At 51.7% G+C, this 13,524-nt stretch carries 7 protein-coding genes and 1 pseudogene; 5 read left to right on the forward strand and 3 right to left on the reverse strand.

The features are described from left to right. Positions 1-334 precede the first annotated feature (334 nt). From AC0YOD_RS05650 to AC0YOD_RS05670, 5 genes and pseudogenes are all read left to right on the forward strand, one after another. Positions 335-1,879: an extracellular solute-binding protein gene (locus tag AC0YOD_RS05650; RefSeq protein WP_475798239.1), complete on the forward strand. Its 1,545-nt coding sequence runs from the start codon at positions 335-337 to the stop codon at positions 1,877-1,879. Between the two features lie 80 nt (positions 1,880-1,959). Next, complete coding sequence (locus AC0YOD_RS05655) at positions 1,960-2,859, forward strand: ABC transporter permease (protein WP_475798240.1); 900 nt, start codon at positions 1,960-1,962, stop codon at positions 2,857-2,859. Then, positions 2,853-3,749, forward strand: coding sequence for a carbohydrate ABC transporter permease (locus AC0YOD_RS05660; protein WP_475798241.1), 897 nt, complete (start codon positions 2,853-2,855; stop codon positions 3,747-3,749). Before AC0YOD_RS05655 ends, AC0YOD_RS05660 begins: the two co-directional genes overlap by 7 nt. 1,163 nt (positions 3,750-4,912) lie before the next feature. After that, positions 4,913-5,494 (forward strand): annotated as a pseudogene (locus AC0YOD_RS05665) (right-handed parallel beta-helix repeat-containing protein); the annotation flags it as partial. 138 nt (positions 5,495-5,632) lie between these two features. Next, entirely contained in the window at positions 5,633-8,344 is a 2,712-nt protein-coding gene (locus AC0YOD_RS05670; RefSeq protein WP_475798378.1) for an Ig-like domain-containing protein, read from the forward strand. A gap of 131 nt (positions 8,345-8,475) precedes the next feature. On the opposite strand, the gene AC0YOD_RS05675 is transcribed toward AC0YOD_RS05670, so the two are convergent. The 3 genes from AC0YOD_RS05675 to AC0YOD_RS05685 form a co-directional block, all read right to left on the reverse strand. Next, on the reverse strand, positions 8,476-9,306 hold the full coding sequence (locus tag AC0YOD_RS05675) for an alginate lyase family protein (RefSeq protein WP_475798379.1): 831 nt from the start codon (positions 9,304-9,306) through the stop codon (positions 8,476-8,478). After that, entirely contained in the window at positions 9,255-9,407 is a 153-nt protein-coding gene (locus tag AC0YOD_RS05680; protein WP_475798382.1) for a hypothetical protein, read from the reverse strand. The genes AC0YOD_RS05675 and AC0YOD_RS05680 overlap by 52 nt, the downstream gene beginning before the upstream one ends. Before the next feature lie 86 nt (positions 9,408-9,493). After that, a complete protein-coding gene (locus AC0YOD_RS05685; RefSeq protein ID WP_475798242.1) occupies positions 9,494-13,522 on the reverse strand; it encodes a glycoside hydrolase family 2 protein in 4,029 nt (1,342 codons plus the stop codon). Positions 13,523-13,524: the final 2 nt, after the last annotated feature.

The following is a 13,524-nucleotide window of genomic DNA, read 5'->3' on the forward strand; positions in this document are numbered from 1 at the left end:
TGTGATCTTGTTTGATTGCGCTTACATTTTAGGAAGTCAACTAATGGCACCAATAGGGGGATTATATCACAGATGCACGGATCGGGAAGAGGATGCCCGAAAAACATACAAAAAAACGAAAAACATAATTCGGTTATGTCCGCCAAAAACGCCAAAAACATAAAAAAGGAGCGAAAGAAATGATTGTGAACGCCACCGGAAAAGGGCTATTGTAAATATTGTAACCGCTACCATTACCCGGCCGGGAGAAAGAGCGAGGATACGGTCTATCATACCGAATGTATAAGGGGAGATTCTTTTGGAATTTAGACGGAACAAAATAAGCAATGCCTTAATGGCAGCGATCGTGGCGGTCGGCTTACTAGCAGGCTGCAGCTCCAACTCAAACAACTCAGTTAATAGTACGAACATTCCAAATGCCAGTCATACCGCAAGCACAGGTGAAGCAGCAGCGGACCCAGTAGAAATTACATGGGGCATCCACTTTCAAGCTGCCGGTGTCGTAGAGAACTCCCAGGTTCAGAAGTGGCTGGAAGAGAAGTTCAACGTGAAGATCAAGCCCGTGAAGGTGACTGATGCGAGCATCGCGTCCGGGGACATTCCCGATATCTTTATGCTAGGCGATCCGGCCAACGTGGCGGCCTATCAGAATCAAGGCGTTCTCATGAGCATCGATCCGAACATGTTAAAGGAGAAGATGCCCGAGTATTACACCGATATCGAGAAAAACAGCAAGCTGTTCCAAACCGTTACGTTCAATAACGAGCTATGGGCGATTCCGATGTTCATCGATCTGAAGCCTTATGACCTTGCGATGCTTTGGCGCAAGGATTGGCTGGATCAAGTCGGCATCACGAAAGTGCCGGAGACGCTCGACGAATTCGAGCAGGCGGTGTACGCCTTCGCGCAGAAGGATCCCGACAACAACGGCAAAAAAGATACGTTCGGCTTGACCGGAACGGCGACGTCCACCTGGTCCTCCGGTTTCTATTCGATCTTCGGGGCGTTCGGCGTGGAGCCGACGATGTGGCATGAGAAAAACGGGGAAATCGTTAACGGCTCTATCATGCCGGAGACGAAGGAAGCATTGACTAAGCTGCGTCAATGGTATGCGGATGGCGTCATCGACCCCGAATTCATTACGGATACGCAGGATTCCTACCGCAAGAAGCTCTACAACAACCGGATCGGTGTCATTGAGGAGCAGATTGCCAAGGGAGCGCTTCCGGAATCTGGTACCTTGACTGAGATGAAGTCCTTGAATCCGGATTCGGAGCTCGTATTTGCGAAGAACCCGGTAGGACCCGGCGGCGACGGTTCATGGGATTGGGGAGTTAAGAGCAACTTTGTCGTCATCGGCAATAAGGTGAATGACCAACCTGAGAAGCTCGCGAAGCTGTACGAAATATTGCGAGCCCAGAGCAGCGACGAGGAAACGATCAACATAACGAGCCTTGGCGTGAAGGGGACGCATTGGGATTTCGCGGAAAGTGGAGCAACTTCCGGCGCAACCAAGTTCTTATCCAGCTTCGAGAAGCAGGAGCAGCGCGACCAAGAAGGCATCCGTCTGTTCTCGCTCGGCAACATTACGACGCAAGCATACCGCCAGAAGTATTCCAATCCGAAGCTGAACGAAGCGATCCAAACGTATTCGTCCGCACCGGGGCACACCGATGCGCTGTTGTTCTCGGCATTGCCGTCCGACGGGAAATACAAGAGCGATCTGACTTCGCTGATGCAGAAATATTTTGCCCAAATTATTAGTGGTGAAATTGCGCTCGACGATTTCGACAAGTTCGTCACGGAATGGAAGGCCAGAGGCGGCGACGAGCTGACGAAGGAAGCGAACGAGATGTACCAGGCGCAATTCAAAAAATAACCGATTCCGCCGACACGCAAGGGCTGGTTACGGCTTACGGCTCTTGCGAATAAGGCGGCTAAGGTTCAAGGAAGTGTAGCATGAAAACTATACGCAAGCATGGAGAGCTATTTACGCTGTTTCTGTTTTCGTTTCTGTTTTTCTTCATTTTCAAATATGGTCCGTTGTACGGTGTAATCATAGCATTCAAAGATTTCCGGGTTATAGACGGGGTATGGGGAAGTTCGTGGGTCGGACTTCAACATTTCCAAGAGCTGTTTCAAAACAGCGACTTCTATCGGCTGCTCAAAAACACACTGCTCCTCAATTTGTACCTGCTGCTCTTTGCTTTTCCGGCTCCGATCATATTGGCACTGCTTCTTAACGAGGTTCGGTCCCGGTATTTCCAGCGATTCATCCAGACGACGATGTATTTGCCCCACTTCGTTTCTTGGGTCATTATGTCAGGTCTGATCATTTATTTTCTATCCCCGACGACAGGTGTCGTAGGCGATATCGTAGGTTGGTTCGGCGGAGAGCCGGTATTCTACATGGGGAAGAAGGAGTACTTCCGGTCTATCGTTGTCATTTCCGCCATCCTGAAGGATATCGGCTGGGGCTCGATCATTTATTTCGCCGCATTATCGGGCATCAATCCAGAGCTGCAGGAATCGGCGATCATCGACGGCGCGAACCGCTGGCAGCGGATTATTAAGATTAATATTCCGTCGATCATGCCAACCGTGGCAATCATGTTTATCTTGAGCCTAGGCGGATTCTTAAGCGCCAACTTCGAACAAATCTTCAACATGCTTAACCCGGTTACTTATGAAACCGGCGATGTTATCGATACTTACGTTTATCGGGTCGGCCTGCAGCAGTTCCAGTACAGCTATACGGCGGCGATTGGCTTATTCAAGTCGCTGGTCGGTCTTCTGCTTATACTAGGCGCCAATCTGACCGTAAGAAAACTGAGTCGAGGGGAGAGCGGGTTATGGTAGAAGCAGGAAAAAAGTCCGTCATGAAGGCAAAAAAATGGCAGGATCGCATTGCGCCCGTTATGATCTACATCGTATTAACGATGCTTGCGCTTATCGTCGTTTATCCGTTCATCCATGTTATCTCGGTTTCCTTCAGCGGCCGCGGAGAGGCGCTTCGGAGTGGATTTCACTTCTTCCCTCGGGACATCGAGTGGACAGCTTACCGTGAGCTGCTAGACTATCCGTTCATCTGGTCGGGCTATGCGAATACGCTGTTTCGCATGGGCGTGGGTACCTTACTGACGCTGCTCGTTACCGTCTGCGCCGCGTATCCGCTGTCGCGTCCTGATTTTCCAATGAAACGTGCTTTGGTGCTGCTCCTGCTGTTCACCATGATTTTCGACGGTGGGATCGTACCGAATTATTTGTTGATCAAGGAACTGCACCTGTTGAACTCGTTATGGGTTTATGTGCTGCCGACGGCTGCCAACGCCTTCCAAGTACTGGTGATGCTCTCTTTCTTCCGTTCGATTCCGGATGCCTTGATCGATGCAGCCCGCATCGACGGGGCAAGGGATATGAAGATTTTGTTTCGCATCGTGCTGCCGCTATCGATCCCGTCGCTGGTGACGATCGGACTTTGGTCGCTCGTTCATCATATCAACGCATTCATGGACAATCTGCTGTACGTGACCGACCAATCGAAGTATGTACTTCAGCTAGTTATTAGGCAAATTCTGATCGAGAACAAGCTGGACCCGTTCACGACGGCAACGAATCTGGTGCCGCCTGCACCAGAGAGTCTGAAGATGGCATCCGTCATCATATGCTCCCTGCCTGTGCTCGTGATATACCCGTTCTTGTTGAAATACTTCGAGAAAGGGACGATGATCGGATCGGTGAAAGGTTAAGATACGGGAACCGTATGGTTCCCTCTTCGGATATTCCATCTATGAGGAGGAATGAATGAAGGATGAAGAGAAAATGGAAATGGATGAGCGTTTTATGGATAATGACCTTGATAATGGGCAGTTTCCCCACTGCGGGCGTGCAGGCAGAGGAGTCCCCAAGTTCCGGAGCTGTATTTTACGTATCCTTAAATGGAAGCGATTCCAACACGGGGTCGGAGGCGTCTCCTTTCCTTACGCTGGAGAAGGCAAGAGATGCCATCCGCGGGCTGAAGCATAGCACGGCGGGACTGCCAGACGGCGGCGTTACGGTCTATTTAAGAGGCGGTGTATATAACCGGATCAGCAGTTTCCTATTGGAGGAGCAGGACTCGGGTACGGCTGACAAACCGATTACCTACCGCGCGTATCCAGGTGAGTCCGTTTCGCTGAACGGCGGTCGAATGTTGGATAAAAGCTGGTTCCTCCCCGTAACGGACGCGTCGGTTCTCAATCGAATCATCAGCAACGACGCCAAGTCAATGGTTGTGCAGGTTGACCTGACGGAGCATGGCATAACCGACTTCGGCGTCATGAGCCGGCATGGCTATTACAAAGCTAACGATGTCAGCCAAACCCCGCCGATGGAGCTGTACGTTGAGGGCCAAGGAATGACTCTCGCGAGATGGCCCAACAACGGAACGGTCCAGATTGGCAATATTCTCGATCCTGGCCCGACCCGCAAGGATTCTGATCTTCAGACACGGGGAGGTACCTTCACGTACACCTATGATCGGCCGGAGCTATGGGCCGAGGCGGACGATATATGGCTGGACGGGATATTCGGCTACAGCTGGGAATGGTCGTATAACCGGATTGCATCCATTGACACGGCGAATAAATCCATAACGTTAGCTTACGGCGAGATGAGCGGCCTGTTCAAAAACTGGTATCCAGACTTCCATTTTGCCCAGAACTTATTGGAAGAGATCGACATGCCGGGGGAGTATTATATTGATCGAAGCCAAGGCATTCTGTATTTCTTGCCGACAGCCGCTTTCCAAGCGGAAGCTCCCGAGATTACCGTAAGCATGCTGAAGACTCCAATGATCAATGCCGTCAATACGTCTTATGTAACCTTCGAGGATCTCATACTGGAGAACGGCCGCGATTCTGCGGCGGTCATCATGGGCGGCAGCTACGTTCGGTTGGTGCATTGCGAGATTCGCAACTTTACCGAAGGCGGAGTACGGATCAATACCCAGAGCCGATGGTTGTATGATGATTTTGCCAAGGCATCAGGCGTGAACCATGCGATCATCAGCACCCACATCCACCATGTCGGGGGGACGGGGGTCATTCTGAACGGCGGCGACAGGCTTACGCTGGAGCCGGGCAACAACGTGGTGGAGAACAGCCACATTCATGATTTTGCCTACTATCATAAAGCATATAATCCTGCCGTGATCCTGACCGGGGCGGGAAACCGCGTATCCCACAATGAAATCCACGACGCGCCTCACCCTGGTATTCTCATCTTCGGTAACGACCATCTCGTGGAATACAACAATATCTATGACGTTTGCAAAATATTCTCGGATCTTGGCGCCATCTATATGAATTTGGGAGCGGCGCCGCAGGAACGGGGCACGGTCATCAGGCGCAATTATTTCCATCACATCGGAGAAGGCAAAGCCGGCGTACAAGGTGTCTATCCGGATAACTTCACGATGGGTATTACAATAGAAGAAAATATATTTTACCGGATGGGCAATTCCGCCATTCTGAACAACGGCGGTGCTCATATCCGCACACGCAACAACCTCTTTATTGATGCCAAAGTTCCATATGATTACGCGGATCTGTACTTGGGCGACAAACCGGAACAGCAAATTCCCAAAAATTATATGGGCCCATGGCACGCGCTGTTTGATCGATTCAACGATTTCGTCGGAATGCCTCATTTGACTAAATATCCGGAGCTGGCAAACTTCTTCACGGAGAACCGCTATTATCCGGACACAAATACGTTCCAGAGCAATGTCATCTACAATCCGACGAAGCCGAGAAGCAGCACGACGAACGCGAATGGAGCTTATGATAAATTTAATCTCGTTCAATACGCGAACAACTGGGTCACGAATCAGGACCCGGGCTTCGTGAACCTAGCGGGCGGCGACTTAAATCTGAAGGCTGATGCGGCGGTATTCCAGCAAATACCGAGCTTTCAAGATATACCTTTCAGCGAGATGGGAATCGTAGGAAAGGCCGGACCTTATCTAGCTCCGGACGTTATTCCCGTCACGGACGTCGAGCTATATGACGACGCAATTACGATCGGCATCGGGAAAAACTATTCCCTGTATTCGGCGGTTCTTCCTTGGAATGCCACCAACTCTGCACTGCTGTATACCTCCAGTGATCCTGCCATTGTGAAGGTTGATGCGGACGGCAAGCTGAAGGGGATTAGTCTAGGGGAAGCTACCGTTACGGCGGTGTCCGCTGACAATCCGCTCCTCGGGGACGAGGTTCAGGTGACCGTCGAGGTCGGAGATGGCATTATGGACTTTACGAATTTCGAGAACGGCCGTAACAGCTGGCCGAGCGACCCGAACCGGAACATCGTGGAAGGGGACGGCGGTAACCACATGTATAAGCTGTTAAAAGGAGCGACCGCGCTGAACGAGAACGACTTCAGCGATTACGAGTTGACCTTCAAGCTGAAGACGCCACCGGTCATTCCGGAATTAGCTACGTTTTACGTGTTCGACCGGCTCAATCCGACTGGCAGCGGAGGCCGAATCGGATACAGGAAGTATGCAGACGGCACATCCTCATGGCTGCTCTATAACTCGGCTTGGGCTACTGTCAAGCAGAATACGATGGTCTCTCAGGATCTGCTTCCGGATACCGAATACGATATAAAAATTATCGTCAAAGGGGCGGAGATCAGCGTCTATGTCGATGGAGCACTTAAACTGAAGGCTGTCGATTCAACCTTTAATCCTTCGGGTAAGGTCGGGTTCTATGCGGGCGGCTTCGATTATCTAATGTTCGATGATATCAGGTTCAGCGTACCGACGACGGATGTAGCCGGCTTGCTGCTGGATAGGAGCAGCGTCAATATGGTAGTGGATGAACAACAGCAGCTGCAGGTTCAATTCGATCCGTCGGATGCCGCCGACCGTTCGGTCGTATGGCATTCCGCAAATCCAGAGATTGCTTCTGTCGATGAGAATGGTACGGTTACTGCTTTAGCGAAAGGAAAGGCCACAATTACCGTTACGTCTGTCGCCAATCCAGCAGCTTCGGCCACTGCACTGATTATGGTATCGGATATCCTTCATTTTACGGATTTCGATTCGGGCGCGAACGGTTGGCCGGTTGACCCGAACCGAAGTATCGTTACCGTTGGCGGTAACAAGCTGTACAAGATCGTGAAGGGTGCATCGGCTCTTCATACGAAGCTATTCACAAATTACGATTTGACCTTCAAGCTGACCATGCCTGCCGAAACGCCGGCCCAGGGGACGTTTTACGTATATGACCGTAACTCCTCCGGCACCTCGGGCAAGATCGGTTATCGGAAGCTGGCAGACGGCACTTCGCAGTGGATCCTGTACGATCCTACGTGGGCCGTGGTTCAAACGAAAAACGTTTCCACGGAAGATTTGCTGCCGAATACGGAATATGACGTTCGGATCGTGGCTGATGGCGCGAGCATCCGTGTATATGTGAACGGAGAGTTGAAGCTGAATGGTTCCGATTCCAAGCACCATGCATCGGGATCGGTAGGGTTCTATGTAGGTGGATTCAGCGAGATGTGGTTCGACGATATCAGGTTTTCGTTGATCGATCGGATAGCTCCCGTAACGACCCCCGTTGTAACCCCGGTGCTACCCGAAGAGATGGCTGGCTGGCATACGGTGCCTGTGACGATTGAACTAAATGCGGCAGATGAAAGTTCCGGGGTGTCGGGCACGGAATACAGCACCGATGGCGGCGGGACGTGGCAGCCATACGAGGAACCGTTGATTTTCAGTCAGGACGGCTATCATTCAATAAGCTACCTCTCAGTCGACAAGGAAGGCAATAGGGAGGCTGTCAAAACATTGAGTTTTAAGCTGGACACCAGCGCTCCCGAACTGACCGTCTTGGAGCCAGAGGAGAGGGCTTATGCAGGATCAGAAACTCTGACACTGTCCTGGAATGCCGTCGATGCGTTATCCGGAGTGGATTCCGAAAGTACTTCCGCATTGCTGGATGGTCAGCCTGTAGAGCTTGGTGCGACGATCCCGCTGTATACGCTGGCTTTAGGCTCGCACGCGTTCACTGTATCTGTTAGAGACGAAGCAGGAAATACGGAGGAGAGCACGGTAACCTTCACCACCTATACCGACTTGAACACGCTGAAGGATCTTGTCGTCCAGTTCAGGGCGATGTCTTGGATAGATAATCACGGCATCGCGAACAGTCTGAACCAGAAGCTGAATCACGGTCAACTGGAAGCGTTTATCCAGCATGTTGAGGCCCAAAGCGGCAAGCATATTGAGACAGAAGCCGCTGCTTATCTACTGCGGGATGCCAACCATATCATGCAAATGATAGAGTCGGATTAATAAAGGAAAGGAGGCGCCCGAATAGCCGCTGGCTTAGGGAGCCTCCTTTTTTTATGCTGGATATCAAAAAATACAATATAGCTTCATTCATTCCTATAGTCGAAGTTGAATGGTTTGTATGTTCATACCTTTCAAATCATACCCAAATACAGTTCCGGAAACACCCAAGCGTAGGATTGAAAATAGCCGCTGTTTCTATTCCGATTGCCAATTATCGGGCGATAGGGGGAGACGAATCGTTCGTATTCGGAGTCCTCGTACACCTTGGACATCGCATCGAACAAGTCGAGCGGCCATGTATCGGAAGCGAGCGGTACCGGAACGTTCTGCTCCTTGTCGAACGGCCATTCCTCGGTGTGGCCATCCGCGTAATAGAGCAAGGTGTCGAGAGCTTTCTTGATGCTTTTGCCGCTTGGCGACGTCCAGCGGAACAAATCCTCGCCAGTAACGTCCAGAATCTGTTTACACGCAGCCGTAAGGGGTGCGAGGGAGAAATAATGGTACCAGATGGCCTTCGTTCCTCTTGTGGTTTCTTCCGGAATGAATCCCGATCGTGCGAACGAAGCATCGATGTGCTCTTTGAAATGGTCAACTTCCTCGGACAAGCGTGTTTTGTCGCCCATGAATCGGAACAGCAAGAGCTGGGCGTAAAGACTCCAACTCCACCAATTGTTCCGGAGCGGGATTTGATCCCACTCCGGCAAGCAAACCTCGGTCATCCAACGCACGAACAGGTCACGTTGCTCCTTGCACCAGCCTTCATATTCTCTGATTAGCAGCGCCGCTTGTATAAATCCTGTTCCTAAGTAGGCGGACACAAGCGGGCCGTCATCGCCCGCCAGTTGCTGATTGACGGCCGCCCAGCCGCAAATTAGTTCTATTGCTTTGTCGGCGTAGGTATTGTCGCCCGTCAGCCTATACGCCAGCGCTGACACATAGGCTGCCTGAGCATCCGCTTCCATGAGAAGCTTAGCAGCCTGATGTCCCGCAGCATCGAAGTAAAAGCCGGGAATGGTCCATACGGCAACGGCATGGCAGTGAGTTGACAAACTTTCGTTGGCAAGCGGAAGCAACGCGTCCAAAGCAGTCGTTTTATTCATAAGTGTGTAATTTCCTTTCCCTTAACATGATTATGGCAATCCCGAATTCTTATTTGGGCTCCACTTCATCAATCGTCAGGCGGTATTGGAGATGCCGCAAATAAGTGCCGTCCATATTCCGGAATACAAGTCCGAAGCGGATATCTTCTTCCGAACCCGACACGATGGCGATGAGGCGGTTAATACCGGCTTGCAGCTCTAACCGATCCTCGGGATCGGGGACGTGGTTGCCGTTTATATAAATCTCGTAACGGCAGTTCGCATTCACTTGCAGTTTGCCGATACGCGTTTCGTTTAATTGATTTTTCTCCGATCCCAGCAGATGCACGAAGCAGCTCAGAAACCATTTCTCGCCGCCCGGATTTTGGATGCGGAAGGCTCCATCGGCGCGGCTGCGTTCCTTCTTCTGCATCCAGCCATACAATCCTTCTCCCAGATTGTTAAGCGAAAATTCGGGATCGGTATAATAGGCTTTCATCGCTTCGAAATCCATATACGGCCGGCAAGGGAGAGCCATCACCTTTTCGACAGCCCACGCTGCATCCCCTTTCGCACGCGCCAGAAGCTCGTCTTCGTACGCCGCGCCAAGATTGGCGAGCAGTCTCGTATACAGGCGAACGGACTTATCGCTCTCCGGCTCCATAAGTATCTGAGATAACAGAATTCGTCCTGTACCCGATTCCGTCAGCAGCACATAATTTCCCGAAGGCTGCGCCTTGTCTCGATTCAGTTCCACTAGAGCCAATCTGCTGTATTCATCCGTATGCTTCCCTACAAAATAATCCTTCCATGCCGTTCCTTCCACGCCCACGCAAAGCGCAGACGTACCGGCCGCCGCCAAGCTGTACGAAGCGAGCGGACGATTCACGACTTCCCGTGGGGACAGAAATACTTTGTCGAAGCCGAACAAGTCGACCGGGCTAAAACCTTGCGCTTCCGGCAGGCTGTAGTCGGCCTCCATGTGATACGTTACCTGCTCGCGGATGGTGACAGGACGCTCCAGTAGAGCGGTTAAAGCGGCTTCCTGATCGGTTTCCGCAGGGAGGATAAGGACTTTACCGCCCTTTGCCGCATACTCCCGTATCGCATTTGCCGATTCCGGCTTCACGAGCAAACGAGGTTCGACCAGAAGGAGACCGTATACATCCAGATATGCAACCGCCGGCTCCGGCAGTACGTCAAATGACAGGTTAAGCTTGCCAAGGAAATCATCGGCTTGCCCACCTGGCACTACGATAGCTCCCGTCCGTACCATATTTATGGCGGCGTTCCCTGCATAAGCGAGCAGATTACGCAGCAGGAGACAAGCTTGAGGCACTTTATGGAAGTTGGCCATAAGCTCCAGTTGGTTGGCAATGAAAAGTCCATCGCGGCTCTGGTATTCGATAAGAGGCGACCACAGATCGCCGCCGTCTCCAAAGTCACCTGCACTGCATTCCAGTATCATCGTGAAGTTGCCTCGGATGGACTTCTCGAAAGCTGCTCGAATTATTGGTAGAGGGCCGTCCTCGCGCAGCTCTTCGAGCCAGAACATCATGTCATCGTTGTCCAGTCCCTGAAGGACGGGATGATCGTAGCTGCCGGAATGGGCTCTAATGAAGTCCTGCCTGGACAAAGCCAGATTGCCTAGGGTCAGATGGAGCTGCTCCAGCAGCAGAACCCGGCCGCCGACAGCGATAAAATGATTAAGCGCCTGCTCAAGCCGACCATCCTCATCCTCAAGCTTGCTTCCCGCAATAAGCAGATTATCCGGTGAAAGTTGCTCGATACTCGAAGTCTCAAGACGCTTGCATGCCGGCATAAGCGTGCTGATCATCTTGTAATCCTGTTCGCCACCCAAGTAAATGACCGGTCTCCCTACATGGACAGGCTCGGTCTTGTAATGTGAGGGGTAGAGCTTGTAGCTAATATCAAGCTCATGTACCGGCACGTCATCATGTTGCATCACGGCGTGAAGGTGCACATTCGATACCGCGCCAACAGGCTCCGGCTTCCATGTAACAGTAGCGGTAGAGCGATCGGCCGGCGCTTGCGCAAACTCGAGCAGCTCCTTGTGAATGAGCTTGCCGGCCTGCCGCACTTCGAATGCAATCCGAGTCCGACGAGGATGAAGGGTATCGTTGTAGACGTCGAAACTTCTGACAATCGGTTTATCGTCGAAGAAGGAGCGGTTATAATCTGCAGCAATCATGGTTGCGGGCTTGAAGGAAGCTGCCAGTAAATCGAATGACGGATTTTTCACATACAACGGATATTGTTCCGGCAGCATGCCGTTGTTCAGTGATAAGGAATACCGCGGGATGACAGTCGGCTTCGGCCCCGGCGTATTCGGACTTGCGACCTGAAGCGGAATATCCCTTTCAGGCATTGCGCGCATGAAGTAATGGGCAAAGTTGAAGGTGGATATTCCGGATACGCCTTGCCGCCTCGCATATTCGATGAATAGACGCTCTTTCTCGGCCAGTCCCTTTACGCATTCATCGGTGTTCCGATACGCTGCAAGTCCTACATACATACTACTGTTCTGAGGACACACATACCACCAACCGCCATGTTCGCCGAATACAAGAGGCGTCTTTCTATCCCACTGAGCGATAGTGCCGTCAATGTTATAATGCAAGCTCTGGACCTCTGTAAGCTCCTTGGGAAGAAGCCGATTATCGCCTTCAAGAATGATAGGGCGAGTAGCATCAAGATCGCGAATGATGTCCATCATGGATGGAATTTGTTGCTTAAATCCGTCGCGTCCGTCAACCCAGCGCATCTCGTTCTGAAGGCTCCACATCATAACGGATGGATGATTCCGATCTCGTTCCACCAGTCTTCGGACATGGTCATTACAGTTGGTGATAAAATCGGGATGATCCGCCTGCATCGACTTGCTTGAGCCGTATATAGCGGTTTCGTCGACGATCAGCATACCTTCCTCGTCGGCAATATCCAGATAGTAGGAAGGGTGAGGTTCGGCGTGGAGCCGGACGCAATTGACTCCAGCTTCTCTGCACATGCGATACCAATTACGCACATACGCCTCCGTTTGCTGCAAGGCCCCTTGGAAATGCCACGAATCGCCGCGCAGGTTGATAGGTGTTCCATTAAGAATGAAACGAGGTCCTTCCGTCCAGATTTCACGGAAGCCGAACCGCTCCGCCACCACATCTACAACCCGATCGCCGTCCAGAAGCTCGAGGCCCACTTGATAGAGGAACGGGCTATCCGGATCCCATAGCTTTGGGGCAGTCCAGTCGAGTCGGAAGGTGACCGGTACATGCTGCCCGAGATCGTCGGTATTCAGGATGCTTGCTTCGGCGCAGAGTAGGGGAGCGGTTGATGGCTTTCCGTATTCCCGCACAGTCAGTCGTACGTTAAGCGGGGCTTCGCTTGATAACGCGAGCGAATGGCTGACCGCAACGAAAGCATCCACTTCCAACCGCTTTTCCCGGACTGACGTGCGGATGGCGACATCTGACAACGAAAGGGCAGGCCTGCTCTCCACATATACATCTTGCCAAATCCCTCTGGCCATGGCGCCAAACCAAGAACCGACGAGGCCGGTAATTTTGGTTTGTCCGGAAGGCAGTGTCACTTTGTCAAAGTTTCCGCAGACGACATGTAGCTGGTGTGTAGTTTCCGATTGTATACATTCTGTCACATCCACCAGAAGTGGGAGATAGCCGTCTTCCCAGAGCGCGATTAATTTGCGGTCCAAATAAACGGCGGCTTTCTGCATAATGCCGTCAAACCGCAGGAAGATACGTGTTTCCGGCTCCGTCATCGTATCCGGCAGTTGGAATTCCCGATGAAGGACGCCCGCATCAGCCCGCGTCCATTCCTTCGGATAGCCGTGCAAATCATAAGGGGCATACCCATGTTCGGGTATTTCCCCGAAGCTTTTTCCCGAAGCTCGAACGTAGGAAGCCCTCCAGCTGGAGGGCACCTGTATTTTCCGCTCGTGATAATCAAGCTCTATTGGGAGGTCAAAGCACGAGCCGTTTTCAAACAAGGGCATGAAGTCCCATTCGCCGTTCAAGCATATCGATTTCCTCATCACTGTACGCTCCTCTTCCTTCACAGTCATCG

This window comes from Paenibacillus sp. J31P13, from assembly GCF_056269295.1.